Below are 25,522 nucleotides of genomic sequence, written 5' to 3' on the forward strand. Positions count from 1 at the left end.
GCTATCTTTCAACAGAGAGGTAGCGTCAGGACCACGTATTTAAAAAGTCCAATTTCTCAGCACTAAAATTGGGAAATTGGACTTTTATCGTTATTCTTAAAGCGCCTGATTGCAGATTATTAAAAAACACCAAAAAGCAGCAAAAATAGTTCCTTAATTATTTATGTTATGCTAAAGTGCGCCTATATTATAGATAGTATGATAAATGACTATCCCTAGACTTAAGACACATAAGATAAGAGCAGGTACTGCTTTCTTAAAGGGATCTCTCACCAACACGATAAGAGTAAAAGCTGCCACAAGCATAGTACATCCCAGTAACAACCCCGCCAGAAGAGCCGAAATTGGAATCCAAATTCCAATTAATATTCCAATTGCTCCAATAATCTCAAAAAAACCAGTCAAAAAATTAAAAAAAGAGGGAAAACCAAATCGTTTGAACTCATCTGCCAGTTTCCCTGACATAATTTTTGTTCCTGTCATTAAAAAGAACACAAACAATACAACTTGTATAATATCTATTAAAATTAAAATACTAATCACATCTTTCTTTTGATTGGGTAAAAATCTCAGCATTGTTCGTGTAGTTTGCCACTACCTTTGCTCGATTTCCTGAGAATAACCTTACTCTAGTAGCTTCAATTTAAGCTGCCCTTTCCCATATTAAATTATTGGGAAGTATATGCTATAGCATATATGATGCAAAAAAATTGAGTGGTACCAGGTCAAAGAATAAAAAATTATCCTGAATTAGAGATCATTCAAAATGAAAGTGGCTCAATTATTATTACGGGCTATTTTTACATTAGTCAATAATTAACATGTCATACGGATGTTGTTCCATAAAACGCTGCTTCCACGGAATCTCGATAGATGACCAACTTATGCCTTTATCGGAAGAATAAAAAACACCCTTATTACTAAATAAGTAAAACTGTCCTTCTTGAGATGTTTTTAATACCGGTATCAGCGTACCTCTTGGTTCGGGTAAACCTAGAGTTACCTCTTCCCAAATTCCGTTTGCTGCTTTTCTATAAATATTCGATTCGCATTGTCCACCTTCATACATATGTGCTACATGTGGGTTTTGGGCTGTGGAAATGATCACATTATCTGGATCATTTGGATTAACTGCCATATGATATGCGTAATGGTGATTTAGTCCGTCAGTAAGATAGCTCCATGTCTTGCCACCATTATAGCTTTCTGCATATCCATGACCTGGCTCTTTTAGAAATGAATCCCCTAACACCGCATATAATCGATTGGGCACATACTTATGCGATTTCAAAATGTGTATATCTTGAGGATAATTTCCTTCTTTATATTCACCCCAAGTTTTTCCTTCATCCAAACTTTTAATTAATCCCCCTACTTCAATCGTTGTATAAATTGTTTTAGGATTAGTACAATCCATTTCAATCAATTTCACGTGATGTGTATACGTTCTTTGCGGAAAAAACCAAGAAGAGCGAGAAGGAATTTGACTATAATTAGTCAATAGTTCAAAACTATCCCCGCCGTTCTTCGAAACAAACAAGGCACTCGGCTCAGTTCCTACATAGACTATTCCGTTACCGTCCTCCCCTGTAAGTGGTGATACGGCCAAGGCTGTTACCGAGCGAATAGTGGAAGTATCGTGCGTAAATACATCGCCAAAAGAAGGCAGCATTCCAATTGCTTCCCATGAATCTCCTTTATCTACACTTCTCCACAATCCTCTATCAAAAGTGCCGCAGTACATTCTTTCTTGGTTGTTTGGATCACAAGCTAATGTGATTGGGTTTGCGCCTCTAAAATGGGAAGAAACATTCCATCCTGCACTATTTTTTTCCGCAATCACAAGTTCTCTATCAAATGCTAATATAATCTTTTTCACGACTAAAACCTCCGTAATTTATCTCATCTCAATTAGACTAGATTTTTATTTGTTAATTCATTTCCATACCACCCGATACCGGGGCATAAGTTCCTGTCATAAAGGCACTTTGATCACTTGCGAAAAATAAGGCAGCATGAGCAATATCCTCAGGGTTTGCAATTCTTCCTAGTGGAGTAAACATTGCTGCTTTTTCTTTTTCTTCTAGAGAAGTATGTTTAGTGGCATCTGTTTCGACCATACCAGGTGAAAGAGTATTTGCTGTGATATTGTATGGCCCTAGCTCTTGAGCCAGATAACGTACAAAGGAATTAATTGCTGCCTTTGCTGTTCCGTGTGCAATAAAGCCAGACATAGGCTGATGACTTAAGCCACTTGAAATGTAAACTAACTTCCCATATTTCTGTTCTTTCATAATAGGTAATACTGATTTTGTTGAAATGAAAGCTGCTTTTACCTCTTCTTCGATTTTGGGTCTAAATTCATCCCATTCCATGTCGGAGAAGGATTTCATAGCAAAGTTAATTGCTGCATTGTTTACCAGAATATCCACTTTTCCAAAGTATGAAATAGTTTGATTTACTAGAGAATTCATTTGTTCTTGACTTCTAACGTCTGCTTGAATAGCAATGGACTGTCCACCATTTTCACGGATGGATTCTACTACTTCCTCTGCTGCGCTCATATTATTGGCATAGTTTACAACTACATTTGCCCCATATTGCGCAAATAATTTTGCTGTAGCCGCTCCAATCCCTCGGCTTGCTCCTGTTATAATTGCTACTTTTCCATTCAGCATCATCTATCTACTCCTTAATGTGTCTTTTGGAATTAAAATAATGGACTTTACCAGCTATCTATTAAACAGTTGAAAATTATATGCTATAGCATATATAAGACAAAAAATTTAAGTTTGTTCCTTATAAACATCATAGTCTTTATAAGGAACAGATATTAATAGCGTGTATCATATAATTTGTTTAATAACGATTTTAGTTGTTCTAGCTCTTCCTTGCTTAAATTAATCGTAACGAAATGATGAGCATCCTTAACTACAGGCAGGATCGTTTTTTTTATGTCTTCACCCTTTTCAGTTAAGAAGAGATAATGTGAACGTCTGTCTTCGTCATTAAAAGTCTTTTTTACAATTCCTTTTCTCTCCATTGAATGTATCATTCTTACAACAGTAGTTTGATTCTTATCAATGGCTTCTGCTAACTCTTTTTGGGTAGTGCCTTTTTGGCTGCAAAGAATACTAACAATACTCCATTGTTCTGGAGTGACTCCATAAGGTTTTAACCTCTTGGTAAAATAATTGGTCATTTTTACATCAGTACGATGAATGAGATACCCTATTAAATCATGTAAGTCCATATATCACCTCTATTAATCAAGATATAAGTTAAAGGGTAAGCATACAATTAAATCTTCCACAGTGAGTTTATCGATACTAATAAATATATGCTATAGCATGTATGTTGAACCAAATTATTTTAATTGTCAACTTATATACCTGTTAGTTTTTAGACCTAGAATCAATCCCATACATGATAGAAGGGATGACTAATTTGATAAATTCTTCTGGGGGTATCTTGCTATTCCTTCTCCATTCTACAGATGCTCCGTAGATTCCCCAGCTTAACATGACAGCAGTAATTTTTAGAGCTTCAACCTCTTCAGTTGCACTTTGTTTTAACAACATTTTGTAAAAAATGATTTCGAGTTGTTCCCTAATAATACGGGCGATGGTATCCTCGTATCCTCTATGGCAACGATTGGATAATGACTTTTGAAAATTTGTTATAGCTTTAAAGATACTAGTGAAAACCTCCTCATTCAGTTCGTCATGTTGGTAAATATTGTAATCAAAATTAACTAATAATACTTCTGACAATACTTTCTCTAATAAGTCGTATATATCTTCAAAATGATAATAAAAGGTTGCACGATTAATTGTGGCCTCTGTCGTTATATCCTTGATCGTAATATCCTTAAACTCCTTTCCTTCTGAAAGTTTAATAAAGGAATCCATAATTAATTTGCGGGTACGCAGAACCCGAGGGTCCGTCTTTGGTTGCGTCATTTTGGTGTCACTCCTATTTTTTCAACAATTTCTTACATGTGATGTATAAACGACAAATCCACAGAACTATTGGTGTTGATGCTTTTTATTATGACTTAAAATTCAATTGTAAAGCAAATAATCAATCGTTTCTTTGAAAAGTAAGTTGAAAATAAGATAAACAATTTTGGGAGGGATAAATATTGTGTCTTTGCAAAAGGAATCGAAAATAAGACATTTTATTAAAAAACTTTTAGGAGGAGAAAATATGGTTAAAATCGGTATTATTACTGGGAGTACGAGAGATTCAAGAGTAAATATTCAAGTAGCAGAATGGGTAAAATCGATCGCAGACAAAAGAACGGATGCTGAATTTGAGTTGATCGACATTAAAGATTACAACCTGCCAAGATACAACGAAGAGGTGCCTGCTATTATGACACAGGATTATAAAACGCCGGAAGCGCATCCTTGGTCAAAGAAAATTAGTGAACTTGATGGATTTGTTTTCATCACTCCTGAATACAACAAGGCGATCACATCTGGGTTGAAAGATGCTATCGATTACTTATATATCGAATGGAACAACAAGGCGGCTGGAATTGTAAGCTATGGTTCTTCCCTTGGGGTTACAGCAGCTAATAACTTACGTTTAATTTTAACGGTACCTGCAGTTGCCACCGTACGAACACAGCCAGGACTAAGTCTTTTTACGGATTTTGAAAATATGACAACTTTTAAACCGGCACCGTTTCATGAAGAAACCGTACAAAACATGTTAAATGAGGTTGTATCTTGGTCGACTGCATTGAAAACCATTAGAAACTAATAGTAAGACAGGATTTAAAGCGAGGTATTTTTCTCGTTATTCGGTATAACTTTTAAATAGGAAAGAAGGAAACGGCATTGAAGAACAATAATAATATGATGTGTGACCTAGAATCAGGTGTATGCGGGACAGCCGAAGAGGAAGAAATGGAGATGATTGATTTTAATCAGCAAAAAAAATCAATCAATCTTTATTATGTGACTGATCCTATCTGTTCTCATTGCTGGGCATTGGAACCAACACTTCGTCGGTTTATGAAGCAGTATGAACACTATTTCAACTTCAAAACTGTCATGGGTGGTTTATTAGAAAAATGGCATGGCGGTCCTGTCGATCCTGCTAACGGCATCCACGGTCCTGCTGATGTTGCAGGCCACTGGAGAGAAGTAGGCAAACATTATCGCATGCCGATTGATGGTTCACTCATGATTGATGATCCAGTTCAGTCCTCTTTTCCACCATCTCGTGTTTATAAAATTATTCAAAAACATTATGGTGAGGAAAAAGCATTTGAATACCTACGCCGTGCTAGAGAAGCTCTGTTTATTTTCAATAAAAATATTGGCGAGGGATCTGTACTAGTAGAAATCGTTAATGAAATGCGACTAGATGGTGAAGTGATTGTAAAAGAAGCTGACGAACAAACTGGTCACGATTTATTAAATGAAGACTTCGTACTAACCAGAAAACTTGGTGCTAGAGGGTTTCCAACTATTATTATGGTTAATGAAGAAAATAAAGGGGTTAAAATCGTTGGTGGTCGCCCTTTCGAAAATTATGTTGATGGATTAACGCAAGTTCTAGGTGAAAAGCCTGCTCCGAAACAACAACCGGTACTATCAGCTTTACTTGAAGAAGAAAAACTCCTTTTCGCTAAAGAAATTGAAGTCATGTATGATGTTGAAGAAGCGGATCTTAACAATTTTATGGACAAAGAACTTTCGCCAAACAGTTATCAAGTGAAGGAAATTCTAGGAGAATTGTATTTCACAACGACTACAAAATAAGGGAGAATGAAAATGGCTTACGTATTACAAGTAGATTTTAAAATGAATGGACCATTCGGGGATGAAATGGCGGAGGCCTTTTCTGATTTAGCGAAAAGTATCAATAAAGAAGATGGATTCATGTGGAAAATCTGGACAGAAAGCCCCGAAACAAATGAAGCGGGTGGAATTTATATTTTCGAAACCAAAGAAACAGCTGAGAAATACATGGATATGCACTCTAAAAGATTAGCTGGCTTTGGAATAATAGATGTCAACGCAAAGATCTTTACTATCAATTCTAAACTTACTGAGATCACTAAAGGTCCAGTAAAATAAATAAGGAACCTGTAAAATTTTTTATTGAAGCTTACAGAATTAAAGCTGAACTTTATATTTTTAAAGAATTTTAAAAGGAAGTACCAATTTCAGTAGTACCTCCTTTACATTTTTATTAGTAAACTTCAATAATTTTATTATTTCTTTTCACAATGTAGATTTTTAGGTGTTACAAATGCCAATCTATGTTCCAAAACTCGTCCTTTTCTGAATACGGCCGCCCGGTTCTCAAAAGGGCGTTTTTTTTTGCTTTTATGTAACAAAACCCTGTTCAATAATCTATGTTCAGTAACCTGCTCATTTTTTATGTTAAGGTACAATAAATTTTAAAAAAGCTGCAACAGGGATAATTGGTGGTAATTCGGTATTCACGTGCTCAAGCTTTTTTATAACATCGTAATAGCTTTTAAGCGGCTTGGCTATCCATTCAAGACAATGGATTATATAAATAAAGAATCTTGAAAACCTTGTTATGTCAGTCTTTTAAAGACTAAAAATATATAAATGAATTTTTATTCATATAAAAATAATCAACAGAAAAGGTGCTTTCTACAAGCTGAGTTCCTTAATCATTTGGTATCTTTCTATAATTAGTCGAAGTTGCTTAAATTCAGCGTGTCAATCTAATAAGGAAAATAAAGATAATCAACAAATGCCCGCTTTTTGAATATATCGTTAAAAGCTCTAAATATAAGCTATTTAAAAAATAATGCTGTTATATAAGATTTAATTAAACAAGGAACACAGAAGTAAAAAAGGTAGGCTTACTATTCCTGTTTAATAAAGAATTCTGGCGTCTAGTGCTGGAAAGATCAGCTGTATTGGGATAAGTTGAAGAAGTAGTTAACATCATCCCTACAAACATTAAAATCAACGTACCGCACGATTAGAAAACGACTACATTTGCTACATTCAGCAAATATCTCAGCTACGTTGCTATCAATAATGTAGAGACGAAATCGCCGGTAGGCTTTGCATAGGTTTGTCAAAAGATTACACATAGGTTGATGAAACGTTTAATCGAAAACGGAACGCCGGTCACCGGGCCACAAATATGCGTGTGGACGTCTGTGGAAAGTGTTGAAATGCGGGAAAACCGGCACTAAGATGATTTGCGTTTTCGTAAGTAGGCTCGTTGGACAGTTGTCTGTAATAGCACACAAAAAAAGGCCGCGGAAAGAGCCGCAGCCAACAAGACGAACTATGTATAGTTCAGGAGAATGGTGTGGCGGGTGTGGTTGCCACATGATAACGTTTACCCACTTGAGCGCTAATGTAAACCGGATTATATAAAAAAGGCCGCGGAAAGAGCCGCAGCAAAGGGTTGAAACTCGCAGAAGGTAGCGTGGGGCTACTCTGAATGCCAATCTACCCGTTTCGACGCGAAGATAAACCTATATACGCAAAAAAAGGCCGCGGTCGCGACCCCGCGGCGGGAAAAGATGAGTTAATGATGCAACGACTGTTGAGGTATCCAAGGTGTTGTGCATCGTCGCATGGTATTTTTTTACCCGCTGTTACTGGAAGATAAACCCTATCGGACCCTGTCGGTACATCAGTGAGCAAGCGTGGCGGACATGTGCTGCAAATGAGCCTGTTTTCAGACAGTACGAATATGGACACTTTTACGCAAACAGGATTCTTAGTAGAAGCCAAAAACTTTTGTAGCAGCTTTTCATTCTGTATAGGGTTATAAAATGTGGGTATATGTATTGGTGATGGTTACTTTTTTTATGATCTCTTTTAGGGAATGGAAAATATGTTGGAATCTATATCTTTAAAACCTGATAATTTTCCAAAAAGATAAGGAGGAAGCATGATGTTTGATTATACGGTAACAACAAAGAAAAGTTCAGAACAAGCAATTACATCTTTAGAAGAAAATTTGAAAAGTGAAGGGTTCGGTGTATTGTGGAATTTTGACCTCACGGCAAAGCTGCAGGAAAAGGGAATGAAGTTTAATACGCCTTACACGGTATTAGAGGTTTGTAATCCAAAAGAAGCGCAGCGTGTCCTTTCTGAAAACTTGCTGGTTGGTTACTTTTTGCCATGTAAAATAGTAGTTTATGAAGACAATCAAGTTACAAAAATAGGAATGCCAAAACCGACTGCAATGATTGAAATGCTTCAGAATGATGAAATTAAAGCGTTAGCAGCGGATATCGAAAAACGGTTAATCGGCTGTATTGATCAGTCTATATAAGTGCTTAAAGGGAGGGACATTTTCTATAAATGGTCTTTCTTTTTTGCTTTATTATATACCCTTGCTGGTAATAGTATTTTTCAGCCGACGAGCCGAATAGAAATGATGATTTCAATGATACTAACAGGATGAGACGACAGATATTATCCGAACAATCATTAACAATATCAGTTTATGGGAGGGAAAGAAATGACCGTTAAGACTGTTTCAACGAAGGAAATCGCAAAAAAAGTGCTAAATCAGGAACCTTTATTTATTTTAGATGTACGGAATACAGGCGCTTTTGATGAGTGGAAAGTAGAAGGGAAAAACACGAAAGTCTTGAATGCACCTTTCTCTCAGCTAACAGAAGACGATGCCATTTTGGAGCAGCTGCCGAAAGACAAAGAAATTTATACGATGTGCGCAAAAGGCAATTCTTCTAAGAAAGCTGCTGAGTATCTAGTGGAGAAGGGGTTTCAACATGTTTATTCTATTGAAGGCGGCATGAAGGCATGGGGTGAATACTTAGAGCCGATCAAAGTAGGGGATTTAAAAAGTGGAGGTTCCATTTATCAGTTCATACGATTAGGAAAAGGCTGTTTATCTTATCTGATTGAATCAGAAGGAAAAGGAGCTGTTATTGATACCAGCCGCATGGCTGATGTATATGAGCAGTTTGCAAAGGAACACGGCATTGAAATTACTCACCTGTTAGATACACATCTTCATGCCGATCATATTTCGGGCGGAAGAAAACTTGCTGAAAATCTTGGAGGAACATATTATCTTCCACCGAAAGATGCAGAAGAGCTTGTATTTGATTATGTCCCCATCCGTGATGGTGATAAGATTAAAATCGGAAATACAACTATTCAGGCCATTTATTCGCCTGGACATACGATTGGGAGCACCTCCTTTATCATTGATGGCCAATACCTGTTGACGGGAGATATCTTATTCATTGATTCAATTGGGCGCCCAGATTTAGCTGGTAAAGCAGACGATTGGGTAGCGGATTTGAGGGAAACGCTGTACAAACGGTACAAAGAACTTGGGGATGACCTGCTGGTTCTTCCTGCTCACTATATGGGGATTAAGGAAATAAATGAGGACGGCAGTATATCGGAAAAACTAGGCGTGCTATATAAAGAAAACCATGGTTTAAATATAAATGATGAAGCAGAATTTAGGCATGCAGTGACGGACAATTTACCGCCGCAGCCAAATTCATATCAGGAAATTCGAGAAATGAATATGGGTAAAATAACGCCTGATTTGGAGCAGCAAAGAGAAATGGAAATTGGACCAAATCGTTGTGCGATTCGTTAATACTCGCAAAGAAAAAGATGCCTATTCAGGTGTCTTTTCTGTCTAAGTACAGCACCAAGTTTGAACTTCTCCCCTTACTTGATAGTTGAATCATTAAGATAGAAAAATTATATCAACTCTTAATAAAATTCTACGCTTGACAACATACCTATAGGGGTATATTATGTATCCATACACTACTGATAGCAAGGAGGATGAGATATTATTTCTCTGTTGATTAGTTTGTTTCTTTTTTCAATAGCCATTATAGTATATAAACGTCTTTGTCCTGTCAGAGGGATTGCTTTTATAAATGAAAGACATCTTGTTAAGAATGATATAATGATAATAGATATTAGAGATTACCGTGATGCCAAAAACAAAGGATACAAGCAATACATGAATATTCCGTATGCCTATCTTAAGCGGAACTATCGGGAAATTCCGCCTGTCAGCATTCATGTGATAGCCACAGATCAGCTTGAGTTAAATTTAGGTTTACGGTATTTGAGAGCGAAAGGCTTTGAAGTGGCCAGTTACTCACTGACAAAACGGCAATGGAACCAAAAACAGAAAGGAGAAATTTGCTGTGGTATACGATAAAAAAATCGAAAACCGGTTAAAGCGTATTGAAGGACAAATTCGAGGGGTCATGAACATGATGCAAGAAGGGAAAGACTGCAAGGAAGTCGTGATGCAATTGTCGGCTGTACGCAGTGCTATTGACCGGACAATGGGAGTCATTGTTAGCACAAACCTGGAACAGTGTATTAGGGAAAACATTGAAGCAGGGGAAGGGACAGATACCCTGGTGAAAGAAGCGGTAGAGCTGCTGGTAAAGAGCAGATAATTAAAAAAATCAATTTAAACAGTTGACGAAGTTATTTTTTTATTTTAATATACCCATATAGGTATATGGGGTTGGGTCAATATAAGTTATTAACCGAAGAGAAGAAAAGAATAATTTGTTTCTTCATTCAAAACAAAAAAATTTTTAAATTTTTATATACCCATACGGGTAATAGTAAAGGAGATTAAGATGACTGAGCAAAAGAAAACAACAAACATTATTTTGTTTAGCGGAGATTATGACAAGGCGATGGCTGCGTACATTATTGCAAACGGAGCAGCAGCATACGATCACGAAGTAACCATCTTCCACACTTTTTGGGGATTAAATGCGCTGCGCAAAGATGAGCCTCTAGCATTGAAGAAAGGATTTCTTGAAAAAATGTTTGCCAGGATGATGCCGCGCGGTGCAGATAAAATGGGTCTGTCAAACATGAATTTTGCAGGAATGGGGCCCAAAATGATTAAGCATGTGATCAAAAAGCATAATGCGATGACTCTTCCGCAGTTGGTTGAAACAGCACGGGAGCAAGATGTAAAGCTGGTTGCCTGCACAATGACGATGGACCTTCTAGGTCTTCAGCAGGAAGAACTGCTGGAAAACATTGAATATGCAGGAGTAGCAGCTTACTTAGCGGATGCAGAAGACGGCAATGTGAACTTGTTCATTTAAAATGGTGGATAAAGAAAAGGGGGTATCAAACACGGTGTTTGAGACAAGTACGTTCATCAATATATTATTAGGTGTATACCTGGCATGGTTTTTGTATCGCAGGTTTGCCCCGGTTAGAGGCGTTAAGCATATTACAACAACCAAATTAAAATCAGAATTAAACTCGAAGAACCATCAGTTTATCGATGTACGGACGCCCAGTGAATTTCAGGCGAACCGGATTAATGGTTTTAAAAACATTCCCCTGCATGAGCTTCAAAAGCGGGCAAATGAACTGTCAAAAGAAAAAGAAGTTTTCGTAATCTGTCAAAGCGGCATGAGAAGCAGTAAGGCGAGCAAAATCTTGAAAAAGCTTGGCTTTGAGCACATTACGAATGTTAAAGGCGGAATGAGTGCCTGGTGATCAGGATATGAGGAGGAATTGTAATGAAACAAATATCGCCAAATGAAGTGGAAAGTTTAAGAAAACAAGGAAAAGAGCTTTCTGTCATCGACGTCCGTGAGGCAGAAGAAGTAGCCGCAGGCAAGATTCCTGGTGCAGTCAATATTCCTTTAGGACTGCTGGAGTTCCGTTTGCAGGATCTAGATAAGTCAAAGGAACACATTGTTGTCTGCCGTTCAGGTGGCCGCAGTTCAATGGCTGCTAATCTATTGGAAGAACGGGGATACAAAGTGATCAATATGGCGGGCGGTATGAATGATTGGCAAGGGCCTACTGAATAATTTTTTTGTTCTCAAATATACCCCTGGTGGTTTAAAAGAGTAGGAGGAAAAAGAATGATTACACCAAACCATGTATTAGACGCAAAAGGACTTGCTTGTCCAATGCCGGTTGTGAAAACGAAGAAAATGATGAAGGATGTTGAACCGGGCCTGGTATTGGAAATCCAGGCAACCGATAAAGGTTCAACGGCTGATCTGCAGGCATGGGCAAAAAGCACAGGGCATGAATATTTGGGAACCGAAACTGAAGGAGGTGTTCTTCGGCACTTCCTTCGTAAGGGGGGCGCAGATGCGGCATCAGAAACGGTTGTGATTCCTGAAATTTCATTAGAGGACTTTAAAGAAAAAGTTGAAAACGGCGAACATATGACAGTATTAGATGTACGTGAATTAGAGGAATACCAGGAAGGGCATATTGATGGCGCAATCCATATCCCTCTTGGTGAGGTTGAACAGCGTTCAGGTGAATTAAAAAAAGATGACCTTATTTATGTCATCTGCCACTCAGGACGAAGAAGTGAACTGGCTGCCCAAACAATGAGCAAACAAGGCTTTAAACAGTTAATCAACGTAGTACCAGGCATGCGTGACTGGACAGGAAAAACGGTTAAATAAGGGAGGAAAAAACATGACTGGAAAAACAGCGATTATCGCCGCAAACGGCGGATTATTTGATGCTTATAAGGTGTACAACATTGCAACAGCAGCTGCTGCAAGTGATCAGGAAGTAGCAATTTTCTTTACCTTTGAGGGGCTTAACCTCATTCACAAAGAAGCATACCAACAGCTTCCTATGCCGGAAGGAAAAGAATATTTTGCCGAAGGCTTTAAAAAGTCAAATGTGCCTTCTATACCGGAATTGGCAGCGATGGCGAAGGAAATGGGCGTTACCTTTATCGGCTGCCAGATGACGATGGATGTCATGGGGCTTGAGAAAGACGCTTTTATTGACGGGATTGAAGTGGGCGGAGCGGTTACCTTTTTAGAATTTGCAAAAGATGCGGATGTAACGTTAACGTTCTAAAAATAAAACAGTTAAAAATTTTTAAATCAAAATATACCCTGGGAGGTAATTGTGGAATGTCAGTACATGCAATGACAGCAAAAGAAGTCGCAAGAAAAGTGATTCAAAAAGAGTCTTTCTTTATTTTAGATGTCCGGAACGAAGATGCCTTTCAGGATTGGAAAGTGGAAGGGGACAATATTCAGCACTTAAATGCCCCTTACTTTGATCTTTTGGATGGAGTGGAAGAGATCCTGCCGCAGCTCCCACAAGACAAAGAAATCATGGTGGTCTGTGCCAAGGAAGGCTCATCCATTATGGTAGCCGATATGCTTTCTGAAGCAGGATTAACGGTTTCTTACCTTAAAGGCGGCATGAAAGCCTGGAGCGAATATCTAGAGCCCGTTAAAGCAGGCGATTTAAAAGATGGCGGCGAAATGTACCAGTTTGTCCGTATCGGGAAAGGCTGCCTCTCTTACATGGTGGTATCAAACGGAGAAGCAGCAATAATTGATGCGACTCGGATGACAGATGTGTACCTGGATTTTGCGAGAGAAAAGGGGCTCAAGATTACACACGTGTTTGATACACACCTTCACGCCGACCATATTTCAGGCGGCCGGGCAATTGCCGAAGCCACAGGAGCTGTATACTGGCTTCCGCCAAAAGATGCCGAAGAAGTTACATTCAGTTATGAGCCGTTAGAAGAAGGAAAAGATGTAACGATTGGCCGCACAACCATTACGATTCAGCCGTTATATTCTCCAGGCCATACCGTTGGTTCCACATCCTTTATTGTAGATGATGCTTACCTGCTGTCAGGAGATATTCTCTTCATCGACTCGATTGGTCGTCCTGATTTAGCCGGACTGGCACAGGACTGGGTAGGGGATCTGCGTGAGACACTTTATAAACGCTACAAAGAACTATCCCATGACCTGATCGTACTGCCTGCCCACTTTATGATCATTGAAGAATTAAATGAGGATGGCAGTGTATCTGAGAAACTTGGCACCCTATTTGAGAAAAATCACGGCTTGAAGATTGAAGACGAAGCAGAATTTAGAGAGCTGGTAACCGGCGACCTGCCGCCGCAGCCAAACGCTTACCAGGAGATCCGCCAGACAAACATGGGGAAAATCACGCCGGACGAAGAACAGCAGCGTGAAATGGAAATCGGGCCAAACCGCTGTGCGGTTCGATAAAACATAAATCAACTATTAAAAACAGAAATGGAGAGATTGACATGAACGCAAACAAAGTATTAGACGCCAAGGGATTTGCCTGCCCAATGCCGGTTGTGAAAACGAAAAAAGCAATGAATGAACTGGAATCTGGACAAGTGCTGGAAATCCACGCGACCGATAAAGGCGCAAAAGCGGACCTTGCAGCCTGGGCAAAATCAGGCGGCCACGAACTGCTGGACCAGGCAGAAGAGGGCAACGTATTAAAATTCTGGATTAAAAAAGGCTGATAAGAAAGGGAAAAGGTATCGGTTTGATACCTTTTCTTCTTTTGAAAGGAGAAGACACAAATGGATCTTACATTTATTGTAACGATTTTTTTTATCGGTTTTACCGGTTCCTTTATCTCTGGAATGGTCGGAATCGGCGGCTCAATTACTAAATACCCAATGCTTTTATATATCCCTCCTTTAATAGGTCTTACAGCGCTTAGTGCCCATGAAGTATCCGGAATCAGTGCCATTCAAGTCTTTTTTGCCACAATTGCCGGGGTATGGGCATACCGGAAAGGCGGATACTTAAATAAAACGCTAATTCTGTACATGGGAATCAGCATTCTGATCGGAAGCTTTATCGGCGGCTACGGCTCTGGCTTGATGTCCGAAGGCGGCATCAATATTGTATATGGCATACTCGCAGCCATTGCGGCCATTCTGATGTTTCTTCCGAAGAAAGGGATCGATGATATTCCGCTGGGCCAGGTGTCTTTTAATAAGTGGCTGGCTGCAGGGCTCGCTTTTGTGGTCGGAGTTGGAGCAGGCATTGTTGGCGCAGCCGGGGCTTTCGTTCTTGTACCGATTATGCTCGTTATCTTAAAGATTCCAACCCGGATGACGATTGCCACTTCCCTTGCGATTACGTTTATTTCATCGATTGGTGCAACCTTTGGTAAAATGACAACCGGACAGGTTTTATATGAGCCGGCAGCGATCATGATTATCGCCAGTTTACTGGCTTCACCGCTAGGAGCCAAAGCTGGCCAAAAAGTAAATACAAAAATACTCCAGGTAATATTAGCGTTACTAATTTTGGGTACATCGATTAAAATATGGATGGATATTCTGTAAGCTAAACAATAAAAGAGAGGGTTGTACCTCCCACGCAAATCAGACGTTTCTTTAGGGATGGAAAACGAATCGATTGGTGACCTTTAGAATCTTTTAAAAAAACACCTTTCAAAAAATTTGAAGGTTGTTTTTTTTTGTCTCAAAACATTGCTCAAAACCTATGTCTCATTAATCATCTGTTATGTACAGAAACTTATCCTTTTCTGAACTGGAGTTAGTATAGTCTTGTGTCCAAATTATTGACTCAAATCCAGAAACAGTTTAGTGGAAGAAGAACATTTATCATAAGTCAAATTTTATTAATTTTAATATTAACTAACAAGTTCATTATAAAAACATAAAGCAATATAATTGACTTTAGCAACTATATTACTTTATGTTTTTATAATAGTTGACAAAGTCAATTAAAACAGTTTAAAGGAGTTATTTAGGTATGACGCAACCAACTGTTTCAAGCGTATCTGAAGTTAGAAAGTTTAATCGTTTTTATACCAACGTTCTTGGTTTACTCAAGCAGAAAGTATATGATAGCCCTCTTTCTTTGACAGAAATACGAATTTTATTTGAGATTAAAAGTAAAAGTAATTGTACAGCGAAGGTACTGCAAGAAGAACTGGGTTTAGATCGTGGTTATGTGAGTAGAATACTAAAACGTTTTGAAGAACAAAATATGATTTATAAACAGAAATGTGAGAAAGATGGTCGTACTTGTTTTATTCATTTAACTGAAACAGGAGAAAAAATATACCAGGATTTAGATAACGAATCCAATCAGCAAATTGAATTTTTACTAAGAAATATAGATATCAACAATCAACAAACGCTTATCAAAGCAATGAAAACAATTGAAATGATTTTGTCGGAACATCTTGATCAAAAAGGATCAATTATTTCCATAAGAGAAGGTAATATTGCCGAAGATAAAGAGCTTATCATTGAAACACAAAGAGCTTTTTATGCAGATAGCTATGGGTTTGATGAAACATTTCTAGACCATCTTCATAAGACCTTTAATGAGAAAATCGAAAAAATTTGGATTGCAGAAGATAACGGAGAATTTGCGGGTTGTGTAGGATTAATCGAAGGAACTAAAAAAACGGCTCAGTTAAGGTGGTTCATTGTTGAATCGTCCATGCGTGGAAAAGGGGTAGGTACACAATTAGTTCAAACATTACTTGATTACTGCAAGAAGCAACAATATGAACGAGTACTTTTATGGACTGTAAGCAACATGACGACAGCTCGACGATTATATGAAAAATTCGGATTTAAGATTACTGAAACAAAAGAGGAACAATTATTGTGGGGGCAGAGGCTTGTGGAAGAACGATGGGATTTAGAATTGTTATAGTTTTACAATTTCCTCTATCGGAACCCCCTAGTGAAAAGCTTAAAATATAAGTAATGTTGATTTTTATCAATTTTATTCTTGTTCCACTAACGGGGGCAAGAGTTTAAGAACCGGCTGCTGTTCCAGCCGGGCTTTTTTCTTCTTCAACTATAGAAGCAGTTTAGTTTAATAACAATAAATAAAAATTTCCTAATGCAACATAAATGCAATTTTGTTGTGTTAAAAACACCCCGGCTACCTTTAACAGCCGGGGCGTTTAAGGTATAGTATGGACGAACTGTTGATTAACGTACTCTCCGGAGTAAATACATGCTATTGTTAAGAAAAGGAAGAAGATTAGAGAACGGGGGATATCAAATGTTAACAGAAGGAAGTATAGTCCAAAAAACTTTGAATGCCTTAAAAACGCGCCTTGAACAAAACGATAACGTTATTGATGTCCAAAGCGAACAGGGGCATGTATATAAAGCGACATGCACATTTAATCACCCGGCAAGCGACGAGGAAATAAATGATTTTGAAAACAAAACGGGCTTAATATTGCCGCCAGATTACAAAGCGTTTCTAAGAATAACAAATGGCTGCCGGTTATTTAATGATATTGAGCATGGTGGTGAGATTGAGCTTTATAGCTTGGAACAAATTCTCGAATTAAATGAGCATTACGACGAACTGGATGGTTGTTATGACATAGCATATATTTACCAGGATAACATTGTGATTAATTCTAAACTTTATTCAGAAAACCAAAAAAATTATCTTCTATGGAAAGACCACACAGAACAATTTACAGAAGCTGAGCCGTTACAGATGAACTTTGAGCTATGGCTGGACCGATTTGTTATGAGCCAAGGTGAAAAATTTTGGTCGTGGTTTATACATACTGCCGAAAATTACTATAGGCTTTCATAGGCTTCGTAATCAACAGTTTCGGTCAACTATTAGGAGGGATTTTATGAAGCTATATTAGTTCTTAGTATTATCGTTATTTTTCATTTGGCTCATCTTATCTCATCTTTATCCTGAACCAAGCTGGTGGTCTATTTTCACATCGAATCGTTCTACTCATACCCCTCTTATGGAGCAAATTTCTTTAAATAAAGTAGCCATTATCTCACTTATTTTTGGAGGACTGGCCTATTTGTTACATCGTCTAATACCAAAGCGCAACTAAAAATACTGGAGAAGTGATTTGAAGGGCTACATATAATTTAGTCTTTTCTTTTGAGAAAATCTCTAGATCAACAGTATCGGTCTACTGTTGATTAGTAATATAGAATGCACTATAAATGCAATGTTTTACTTAAATCTTCGGAATTTAATTAGATAAAATGGAGAAATAAATATGGAATTTAGAAAAAGTCAGCTTCGTAAAATGATCAAGGGAAAGCCCCTATTCAAGGAGTTTCCGAATCAGTTAAATAGTAAAGAGGAGGTTGAGAGAAATATTCATCGCCTATTTGATCAATTGAATGAATCGGATCAATTTATTTGTGATGGAGAATTTAATCATTATGGAAGTGGCTATGCTTCGTTTGTAGAATTCTTTTGTGTTAAAAAGGATGGCAGTGCAGTGTTAAGTGAAAGTTATCATGAAAAAGATAGTGTTACTTCACTAGACCTGGAAGGAGTAGTTGTGTACGTAAGCCGATTAGCTCCTCTTGCTGTCTTTGGGATGGATAACCGTCTGAAATATATTCAAGAAGAGGACGGTGAAAAACTGGAAATGTACAGCGGAACAAGTTATTTAGGAGTAGATAAGATCAATCATGTTCCAGAAAAATTTGAACATGTAGTTGAGGAAATTAGAAACCGATTATTTGAAGCAGGCTATTTGATAGGCGACCAGACATATCTCAAGCAACCCTTGCCATTTAAAGCAGCTATTCCAACAATATTAACCATGCCAGATTTTGGCGAGGAATACACTATTTTCGATGCCATATTTTATTGGTCTGACTGATTTTATAAATTAGCCATCAAATGCAACATGAATACGATTTTTTATGTTGAAAACGCCTCGGCTTCCCCTGACAGCCGGGGCGTTTAATGTATAGTATGGACGAACTGTTGACTAACTTTATTTATAAACTCACTAACCAATTAATGGTAGAATAAGAAGAGGGGTGATAATATATGGATCCACATACAGTAGTTTCTTTTCTTCTTTTCATTGGTGTAACTATAAGCGCTTCTTTATTATCGCTTTTATTTCCACGTAAAATAAGAAGAACCCTGTTGATTATAACCGGTGTCACTTTTATTGCAGGAATAGGTTTCTTTGCTATAAGACCTCATGTTGCGGAGCATCAAACAGTAGAAGCCATCCTGGAATTAGAAAACCATCTTAAAGAGAAATATCTAGAAGATTCATGGAGAATTACTGATACAGACGAATATCGAATACAGTCTGAAGTTATTCTTCACGTTAGATTTAATAGCGAGCAGAACGTTATTTATGAATACTCTGTAAATGATAAATCTGTAAAGCAAATCAATTTCTGGGCTGCATCCGGTGACACTGTTGATACTAATAGAATTAACCCTCAACATTTTGAGCCCTAAGAAACTAGATATATAAAGAAGCAAACATTAGTTTTGATTTTTAGTGTTAATATAAAGCTAAAAAACGGTAAAGGTGAATCTACTGATCTGGAGGAATTTGAGTGTTAAATGACCATGTTAAAGCATTAAGCATTATTTCAGTTTTATCAGTAATAGCAGGATTAGTGTTGATGTTTTCAAGTATTTCTTTCGGAACAGCTTTAGGAGAATCTTGGCTCCAGAAACAATTGAGTGAAAATATGGAGGCAGATACTAGCCAATACAACATCATTGTTGAAACGTATACTAAAAATTTCGTTATTATCGGATCTGTATTATTTAGTGCTGGCTTTCTAATGGGGATACTCACCTACTTTACCTCTGCACTTTTTGGGGAAAGTAAGCAGAAATAAAAAATATATGGATCCAATTTGAAGGTTCTCTACCCTAAAAAGTTTGTGAAATAATGTACTTAAAGTAACGGGGCTTTAGCTTAACAACGGAGGTAGCTGCGGCACCTCCTTTTTTTATTGAACAAATGGGCAGAATAGCTTAACAACAAATTGGACATATGTGGTAACTTTTATTAAAGGGGGATTTGATGAGCGACAAAGAAACTCCAGAGCAACAAAGAGAAAGATTAAGGCAACAAGAATTAAAAAACAATCCAACAGGCAACCAACATAAATGATTCTTTTAACAGAGCCAACAACGGCAATCTTATCGATTTGTAGGTAGCTTAGGATGGAAAGGTGCTGGAATACTTATTCTTGTAATAATATTAGGATTTATAATATATTCCGTCTTCTTTCGCTAACGGGGCTTTTGTTTAATATCTCGGCTGTCATTTCGGCAGCCTTTTCTTATTCAGCTAACGGCAATTTAATTGAAGCAACATATTGTAAAATGCTTATAATAGTACAATTTTTAAGAGGTGGCTATTATGATAACCGAATTTGAAACCAGATATTTTTATATTGTCAGTCCATATGATGAAAAATTTATTAAAGGGGATACAGTTGAGGGAACTCTCAATGAAGACATAATAAATGATTATGAAATCATTTCTGATTTAATGGCTCAAGATGTTCGAGATAAGTTTGGGGAAGAGTATGAAGTGTGGGTAATTACTAAAGACGAATTTGAACAGAGAATAAAGCCTAACATGAAATAGGCTTTATTCTCTGTTCAACTAACGAGGGCTTATGTTTAAGAACGGAAGGTGCTGCGGCATCTCTTTTTTTATTGAATTAAAGGGCAGTTTTGTTTAAGGAAGATGTTTTATGGAGGGCAAACGAATGATAGCCAAAGCAGAGCTAATAACTCAACCATATTCAGGAGAATACAAGGAAAAGATTTATGATATCTCGAGTCCATGGAACTCTCAAAATTGGACTTGGATAAAATTCACAAACGATGACTTAACTGAATGGTGTGGAAGTTTCAGAGGCTTTCCACGAGAAGTTGCCGTATCAGAAAAATATAATTGTGTCCTTGTTCTTACTTCAGATTATTTATTTAAGCTTGATTGCTTCAGTGGAGAAGTAGCTGAATATGAGTCCCAGCCTCAATATCAAAGTTTAACAGTAAGCCCTTCTGGCGATTTTATAATAGCTGATTATTATAGTATTGAAATTATAAAATCAACCTTAATTAATAAGATACAAGTGGATAGTCCTGTCGAGATGGATATGATTAAGTTTCATGGTTGGTCTAACAATAAATTATCAATAACATGTGATGAATTTTCGAACTGGGACAACCATGTGGAGCTAGAACTTGATGGTGAGACATTTGAAATAACTGTTAAAGACTAAAGTAAATTATTACTTTCTTCAACTAACGGATGCAAGAGTTTAAGAACCGGCTGCTGTTCCAGCCGGTCTTTTTTCTTCCTCAACTAAAGGAGCAGGTTAGTTCAATAAGTGTAGTATCTATATATTGTACGAGAATCACAATTGCTTTTATAAATAAAGTAATCATATAATTTGTTTAAAAAAGGTGTTATCCATGCCGATTAATTCTTTTGAAAACTATCCAATGAGCTGGAAGCCATCGATTGATAAAACTGAAAAGCCTATTTATCAGGCACTCGCAGGGCAATTGGAACAGGATATTTTAAATGGAGTTTTGCTGCCTGGAACAAAACTTCCTCCACAGCGAGAACTGGCCGATTATTTAGATTTAAATTTGAGTACCATTTCAAAAGCGTTTAAAGTATGTGAGTTAAAGGGCTTGTTAAGTGCAACTGTTGGAAGCGGCACATTTGTATCGTATGACGCGTTATCGAATGCGTATTTACTTGAAGATACAAAGCCAAAGCATTTAATTGAAATGGGAGCCACACTTCCGGATAATGCTTCTTACGAGCCGCTGTTACTCCAGCTAAAAAGTATGCTGCAAGAGACTGAATTTGAAAAATGGTTTGGTTATGGCCGGGCAGGAGAAAGCCTTTGGCAAAAGGATGCAGCTGTAAAGCTAATCAGAAGAAGCGGGTTTGAAACAACAGTTGATCACATTTTATTTGCAAATGGGGGTCAAAATGCGATTGCTGCCACACTGGCAAGTCTTTGTCAGCCTGGAGATCGCATTGGTGTTGACCAGCATACGTACCCTGGCTTAAAAACTGTTGCAGCGATGCTTAATGTGCAAATAGTGCCGATAAAATCAGAGAACGATGAAATGAGTCCAACGTCTTTTGAAGATGCCTGTAAAAATGATAATATTAAAGGTCTCTACTTGATCCCAGATTATCATAATCCGACAGCTTCCTTTATGTCTGTTGAGAATCGAAAAAAGATTGCAGCAATAGCCAAAAAATATAACCAGTTCATTATTGAGGATGCATCGTACCATCTTCTGTGCAAGAAACCTCTTCCCGCAGTCGCATCATTTGCATCGGAACAGGTTATCTACATCGCAAGCTTGTCTAAGTCATTAGCACCAGGCTTACGACTAGCCTATGTAGCAGTGCCGAGTCAATTCAAAGAGCCAATTTCAAAGGCACTTTATAACTTGAATATAACAGTATCCCCGTTATTAGCAGAACTGACAGCACGTACAATTGTATCGAATCAATTTGAAGTCTTAATTGAGGGTCATCGGGAACAAACCATTCGCAGAAACCAATTCGTAAATCAATATTTGGGTGACTATACGTGTTTAGGTGTTGAAACAGGCATCTTTCGTTGGCTGCTATTACCAGGCCAGATTACAGGTGCTGAATTTGAAAAGTTAGCTGCACAGCAGGGGGTACAAATCTACGCGGCTGAACGTTTTGTAGTTGGGAATAGCTGTCCGGAGCGGGCTGTAAGGGTTGCTGTTTGTGCACCAGAAACGCTCGAAGAGCTTGAGCAGGGACTGATGATCCTTAAACGTTTGCTAAACGATCTTACCTGATATTGTTTGCCATACAATTATAATATTGTATGGCTTTTTTGTGCGTGTTATGATAATTCAAACCTAGTTGGAGGAGTATAAGAAATAGGATTAGATTTTAAAAAAGGAGGTTAAATGATGTTGCATAAAGAGAATGTAAAAGCAGTAGACACTCAATCAGCCCGGTTACAAAGCTACATTGGCTCTTCGGAAAAACAACAACAATTATACAAAAGAACATTAATGGTTATCGTCATATCCCAAATTTTTGGAGGAGCAGGACTTGCAGCAGGAATAACAGTGGGAGCACTTCTAGCCCAGGATATGTTAGGTACAGATAGTGTAACCGGAATTCCTACGGCGTTATTTACTTTAGGATCAGCAGCAGCTGCACTGATTGTGGGAAGACTTTCTCAGCGATTTGGACGCCGTTCTGGACTTGCGGCTGGATTTTTAGCTGGGGGGATCGGTGCCATTGGAGTAATCGTTTCAGCATTAACAAATAGTATTCTGCTTTTATTTGCTTCACTTCTTATCTACGGGGCTGGATCGGCTACAAATTTACAAGCACGCTATGCAGGAACTGATTTGGCCAGCTCAACACAAAGGGCAAAGGCTGTTAGTATGGCCATGGTTTCCACTACATTCGGTGCTGTTGCAGGGCCAAACCTGGTGGGTGTAATGGGTGAGTTTGCTGTATCCATCGGAATTCCTGCTTTAGCGGGTCCATTTATATTAGCCGCTGCAGCTTATCTGCTTGCTGGTTTAGTTCTATTCATTTTACTTCGTCCCGATCCCTATATAGTAGCAAAAGCGATAGCAGACGCTCAAAGAACAACCAGTAATGTACCTTTAGAGGGAAACTCTCATTTGCTATCGATAAACAAGCGAGGCATTTTTGCAGGAGCTGCAGTCATGATTCTAACTCAATTTGTTATGACTGCCATTATGACGATGACACCTATACATATGGGGCACCATGGACATGGTTTGAATGAAGCGGGGCTTGTCATTGGATTTCATATAGGGGCTATGTTTTTGCCTTCGTTAGTAACGGGTTTTCTTGTTGATAAAGTTGGCCGTGCTGTTATGGCTATTGCATCTGCCATTACGCTGCTTGTTTCTGGCATTCTAGCCGCTATGGGGCCTGCTGATTCGATGGCAGTACTCATCGCAGCACTTGTTTTACTTGGGCTTGGCTGGAATTTTGGTTTAATTAGTGGCACAGCCATTCTTGTAGATGCAACCCCGCCATCTATCCGGGCTAAGACGCAGGGTTCTGTAGATGTTTGGATTGCTTTGTCAGGAGCATTAGGAGGCGGCTTATCTGGAATGATTGTAGCACATTCTAGTTATGCAGCCCTTTCAATTGCTGGTTCCGTGCTTTCATTACTGCTTATTCCAATCGTTGTTTGGGCCACTAGCAATCAGAATAAGGTGTAATAAAGTAAGGATAACTAAAAATCCAAGGTATTTTTAGAGTAAGGAGCAAAAAAAAGCAAATGTGACGAAGAAAGAAGCAGCTGAATCTATTATGGTAGCTACAGTACTAAAAGCAGGTTCTGCTCTTGCCCATGGAGTAAATGCGTTAATCGCATTCGATGAGTCAATTTAATTTTTTAACGTGCGTTTAAATAGGGGAAACATTTATAGAACTAAAGAGTTTTAGTATGAAAATTGATGTCTGGTCTTATATAGCATGCACGTTTTGTTATATCGGAAAACGCGAAGTGTTAGTCCGGTTTGCGCAAGCAGAAACTGTAGGATTAAATTTTGGTTTTGACAAGATGAAACCAACTAACACCTTTAACGCTCACCGGCTAACAAAATGGGCTAAGATCTAAGATAGAGAAGCCGCTGTTGGAGAAAACTACTTTATGTTCACTTCACCAAATCTAAGGAAATAGGTAATGAGGAAAAAATATGAATAATCCTGTAGTCATTGTTGGAGCTGGTTTGAGTGGCCTGCGGGCTGCGTCTTTACTTACTGCACGTGGCATCAATTGTAAAGTTCTAGAGGCAAGAGACAGGACTGGCGGCAGGGTCTTGACCGCTGCTGATCCGAACAAACCCGATTTAGGCAGATTTGACCTCGGGCCAACATGGTTTTGGCCGCAGTATGAGAGTACGATTGCCAACCTTGTTAAAGAACTCAATTTAGACACTTTCGTTCAGTACACCAAAGGAGCAATGCTTTCAGAACGATCCCCAAACGAACCACCAGAGCGTTATGAACTGCCGGAAAACTCCAATCCAATATCAGTTCGATTCAGGGGAGGTGTGCAGTCTCTTATTAAGGCTGTCGCAGATACTATCCCTTTAGGAATAGTTGAGTTAGAAACACAAGTTACGGCTATTCGATTAGATAAAGCTGGTGCTATTACTGTTGAAGCAGTTCTTGCTGATGGAAAGCGAAAAAACGTTTCTGCAAGTGCTGTTATCCTGGCATTGCCTCCTCGGATTGTGGCGCGTCATATTGAATTCTCTCCTGCGCTCCCACCAGCTCTTATGGTTGACCTTGTAAATAAACCTACATGGATGGCCGGACAGGCCAAAGCAGTAGCAATCTATGATCGGCCCTTTTGGAGAGAATCAGGACTCTCCGGATTCGTATCGAGCCGGGTTGGACCCTTACAAGAAATCCATGATGCTTCTCCTGAAACAGGCTCTGGTGCATTATTTGGTTTCTTTGGAATACCAGCAAAAATGCGCCGGGAACTGGGGCAGGATAAAGTTTCAAAATTGGTTATTGATCAATTGGTTAGGCTCTTTGGAACTTCCGCCCAAAACGTAAGTGCGATCCTTTACAAAGACTGGTCCAGAGATTCCGAAACGGCTGTTGAGGAAGACCTCGATCCGCTTAGAGATTTTCCAAGCTATGGTCAGCCACCAAAAGCAGGTGTATGGGAAAAGAAAATTATTTTTGCCGGTACTGAGACTAATTCACAATATGGTGGACATCTTGAAGGGGCACTCCAGTCAGCGGAACAGGCAGTTTTTGAAATCATTAATGTAAATAACAAGCCTATATGACACGATATTTTTAATACAACAACCTCTATAATATAGTTATATTTAATGCAACAAAGTGAATGAAAAATG

General features: G+C 38.3%; 30 protein-coding genes and 1 pseudogene. 26 read left to right on the plus strand and 5 right to left on the minus strand.

Annotation, left to right across the window (positions count from 1 at the left end; genetic code table 11):
* Nucleotides 1-171: 171 nt before the first annotated feature.
* From L2D08_RS17525 to L2D08_RS17545, 5 genes are all read right to left on the minus strand, one after another.
* Nucleotides 172-540: a DoxX family protein gene (locus tag L2D08_RS17525; protein ID WP_242235803.1), complete on the minus strand. Its 369-nt coding sequence runs from the start codon at nt 538-540 to the stop codon at nt 172-174.
* Between the two features lie 265 nt (nt 541-805).
* A complete protein-coding gene (locus tag L2D08_RS17530) occupies nt 806-1,879 on the minus strand; it encodes a WD40/YVTN/BNR-like repeat-containing protein (RefSeq protein WP_242235677.1) in 1,074 nt (357 codons plus the stop codon).
* Between the two features lie 52 nt (nt 1,880-1,931).
* Complete coding sequence (locus L2D08_RS17535) at nt 1,932-2,678, minus strand: SDR family NAD(P)-dependent oxidoreductase (RefSeq protein ID WP_242235680.1); 747 nt, start codon at nt 2,676-2,678, stop codon at nt 1,932-1,934.
* 155 nt (nt 2,679-2,833) lie between these two features.
* On the minus strand, nt 2,834-3,253 hold the full coding sequence (locus L2D08_RS17540) for a MarR family winged helix-turn-helix transcriptional regulator (RefSeq protein WP_242235681.1): 420 nt from the start codon (nt 3,251-3,253) through the stop codon (nt 2,834-2,836).
* Nucleotides 3,254-3,395: 142 nt separating this feature from the next.
* Nucleotides 3,396-3,962, minus strand: a complete 567-nt coding sequence (locus L2D08_RS17545) for a TetR/AcrR family transcriptional regulator (protein ID WP_242235683.1) — start codon at nt 3,960-3,962, stop codon at nt 3,396-3,398.
* Between the two features lie 247 nt (nt 3,963-4,209).
* Between L2D08_RS17545 and L2D08_RS17550 the strand changes: the two genes are divergently transcribed.
* The 26 genes and pseudogenes from L2D08_RS17550 (at nt 4,210) to L2D08_RS17680 (ending at nt 25,453) form a co-directional block, all read left to right on the plus strand.
* On the plus strand, nt 4,210-4,770 hold the full coding sequence (locus L2D08_RS17550; RefSeq protein ID WP_242235685.1) for an NADPH-dependent FMN reductase: 561 nt from the start codon (nt 4,210-4,212) through the stop codon (nt 4,768-4,770).
* Nucleotides 4,771-4,865: 95 nt separating this feature from the next.
* Complete coding sequence (locus tag L2D08_RS17555; RefSeq protein ID WP_242235805.1) at nt 4,866-5,777, plus strand: DsbA family protein; 912 nt, start codon at nt 4,866-4,868, stop codon at nt 5,775-5,777.
* 12 nt (nt 5,778-5,789) lie between these two features.
* Nucleotides 5,790-6,095 carry a monooxygenase gene (locus tag L2D08_RS17560; RefSeq protein WP_242235687.1) on the plus strand — a complete coding sequence of 102 codons (306 nt, stop codon included), beginning with the start codon at nt 5,790-5,792 and terminating at the stop codon, nt 6,093-6,095.
* A gap of 1,819 nt (nt 6,096-7,914) precedes the next feature.
* Nucleotides 7,915-8,298 carry a DUF302 domain-containing protein gene (locus tag L2D08_RS17565; RefSeq protein WP_242235689.1) on the plus strand — a complete coding sequence of 128 codons (384 nt, stop codon included), beginning with the start codon at nt 7,915-7,917 and terminating at the stop codon, nt 8,296-8,298.
* A gap of 189 nt (nt 8,299-8,487) precedes the next feature.
* Nucleotides 8,488-9,609 (plus strand): MBL fold metallo-hydrolase, encoded by a 1,122-nt coding sequence (locus tag L2D08_RS17570; RefSeq protein WP_242235691.1) that lies wholly within the window; start codon nt 8,488-8,490, stop codon nt 9,607-9,609.
* Between the two features lie 321 nt (nt 9,610-9,930).
* Entirely contained in the window at nt 9,931-10,191 is a 261-nt protein-coding gene (locus L2D08_RS17575) for a hypothetical protein (RefSeq protein WP_242235692.1), read from the plus strand.
* Nucleotides 10,178-10,438, plus strand: a complete 261-nt coding sequence (locus tag L2D08_RS17580; RefSeq protein WP_242235694.1) for a metal-sensitive transcriptional regulator — start codon at nt 10,178-10,180, stop codon at nt 10,436-10,438. Before L2D08_RS17575 ends, L2D08_RS17580 begins: the two co-directional genes overlap by 14 nt.
* Before the next feature lie 189 nt (nt 10,439-10,627).
* A complete protein-coding gene (locus tag L2D08_RS17585) occupies nt 10,628-11,110 on the plus strand; it encodes a DsrE/DsrF/DrsH-like family protein (protein ID WP_242235696.1) in 483 nt (160 codons plus the stop codon).
* 1 nt (nt 11,111) lies between these two features.
* Nucleotides 11,112-11,513 carry a rhodanese-like domain-containing protein gene (locus L2D08_RS17590; RefSeq protein ID WP_242235698.1) on the plus strand — a complete coding sequence of 134 codons (402 nt, stop codon included), beginning with the start codon at nt 11,112-11,114 and terminating at the stop codon, nt 11,511-11,513.
* 23 nt (nt 11,514-11,536) lie between these two features.
* Nucleotides 11,537-11,833 (plus strand): rhodanese-like domain-containing protein, encoded by a 297-nt coding sequence (locus L2D08_RS17595; RefSeq protein WP_242235700.1) that lies wholly within the window; start codon nt 11,537-11,539, stop codon nt 11,831-11,833.
* A 54-nt stretch (nt 11,834-11,887) separates the two neighbouring features.
* The gene (locus L2D08_RS17600) at nt 11,888-12,448 is read left to right on the plus strand and encodes a sulfurtransferase TusA family protein (protein WP_242235702.1); all 561 of its coding nucleotides are present in this window, start codon (nt 11,888-11,890) and stop codon (nt 12,446-12,448) included.
* 13 nt (nt 12,449-12,461) lie between these two features.
* Nucleotides 12,462-12,857: a DsrE/DsrF/DrsH-like family protein gene (locus L2D08_RS17605; RefSeq protein ID WP_242235704.1), complete on the plus strand. Its 396-nt coding sequence runs from the start codon at nt 12,462-12,464 to the stop codon at nt 12,855-12,857.
* A 56-nt stretch (nt 12,858-12,913) separates the two neighbouring features.
* Complete coding sequence (locus tag L2D08_RS17610; RefSeq protein ID WP_242235706.1) at nt 12,914-14,041, plus strand: MBL fold metallo-hydrolase; 1,128 nt, start codon at nt 12,914-12,916, stop codon at nt 14,039-14,041.
* Nucleotides 14,042-14,082: 41 nt separating this feature from the next.
* Nucleotides 14,083-14,310: a sulfurtransferase TusA family protein gene (locus tag L2D08_RS17615; RefSeq protein ID WP_242235708.1), complete on the plus strand. Its 228-nt coding sequence runs from the start codon at nt 14,083-14,085 to the stop codon at nt 14,308-14,310.
* 60 nt (nt 14,311-14,370) lie between these two features.
* On the plus strand, nt 14,371-15,147 hold the full coding sequence (locus tag L2D08_RS17620; RefSeq protein WP_242235709.1) for a sulfite exporter TauE/SafE family protein: 777 nt from the start codon (nt 14,371-14,373) through the stop codon (nt 15,145-15,147).
* A 433-nt stretch (nt 15,148-15,580) separates the two neighbouring features.
* Nucleotides 15,581-16,498, plus strand: coding sequence for a bifunctional helix-turn-helix transcriptional regulator/GNAT family N-acetyltransferase (locus L2D08_RS17625; RefSeq protein ID WP_242235711.1), 918 nt, complete (start codon nt 15,581-15,583; stop codon nt 16,496-16,498).
* 357 nt (nt 16,499-16,855) lie between these two features.
* On the plus strand, nt 16,856-17,410 hold the full coding sequence (locus L2D08_RS17630; protein ID WP_242235713.1) for an SMI1/KNR4 family protein: 555 nt from the start codon (nt 16,856-16,858) through the stop codon (nt 17,408-17,410).
* 433 nt (nt 17,411-17,843) lie between these two features.
* On the plus strand, nt 17,844-18,461 hold the full coding sequence (locus L2D08_RS17635; RefSeq protein WP_242235715.1) for a hypothetical protein: 618 nt from the start codon (nt 17,844-17,846) through the stop codon (nt 18,459-18,461).
* 173 nt (nt 18,462-18,634) lie between these two features.
* Nucleotides 18,635-19,063: a DUF998 domain-containing protein gene (locus L2D08_RS17640; RefSeq protein WP_242235717.1), complete on the plus strand. Its 429-nt coding sequence runs from the start codon at nt 18,635-18,637 to the stop codon at nt 19,061-19,063.
* A gap of 101 nt (nt 19,064-19,164) precedes the next feature.
* A complete protein-coding gene (locus L2D08_RS17645) occupies nt 19,165-19,455 on the plus strand; it encodes a hypothetical protein (RefSeq protein ID WP_242235719.1) in 291 nt (96 codons plus the stop codon).
* 188 nt (nt 19,456-19,643) lie between these two features.
* Nucleotides 19,644-19,859, plus strand: a pseudogene (locus tag L2D08_RS17650) (DUF6366 family protein).
* A gap of 126 nt (nt 19,860-19,985) precedes the next feature.
* Nucleotides 19,986-20,216 carry a hypothetical protein gene (locus tag L2D08_RS17655; RefSeq protein ID WP_242235721.1) on the plus strand — a complete coding sequence of 77 codons (231 nt, stop codon included), beginning with the start codon at nt 19,986-19,988 and terminating at the stop codon, nt 20,214-20,216.
* 124 nt (nt 20,217-20,340) lie between these two features.
* The gene (locus L2D08_RS17660) at nt 20,341-20,859 is read left to right on the plus strand and encodes a hypothetical protein (RefSeq protein ID WP_242235724.1); all 519 of its coding nucleotides are present in this window, start codon (nt 20,341-20,343) and stop codon (nt 20,857-20,859) included.
* Nucleotides 20,860-21,052: 193 nt separating this feature from the next.
* Nucleotides 21,053-22,441, plus strand: coding sequence for an aminotransferase-like domain-containing protein (locus L2D08_RS17665; protein ID WP_242235725.1), 1,389 nt, complete (start codon nt 21,053-21,055; stop codon nt 22,439-22,441).
* A gap of 117 nt (nt 22,442-22,558) precedes the next feature.
* Nucleotides 22,559-23,863 carry an MFS transporter gene (locus L2D08_RS17670; protein WP_242235727.1) on the plus strand — a complete coding sequence of 435 codons (1,305 nt, stop codon included), beginning with the start codon at nt 22,559-22,561 and terminating at the stop codon, nt 23,861-23,863.
* Between the two features lie 480 nt (nt 23,864-24,343).
* Nucleotides 24,344-25,453: a flavin monoamine oxidase family protein gene (locus L2D08_RS17680; protein WP_242235728.1), complete on the plus strand. Its 1,110-nt coding sequence runs from the start codon at nt 24,344-24,346 to the stop codon at nt 25,451-25,453.
* Nucleotides 25,454-25,522: the final 69 nt, after the last annotated feature.

Origin of the sequence: Domibacillus sp. PGB-M46 (assembly GCF_022668875.1) — a bacterium.
Classification (GTDB): Bacteria; Bacillota; Bacilli; order Bacillales; family Domibacillaceae; genus Domibacillus.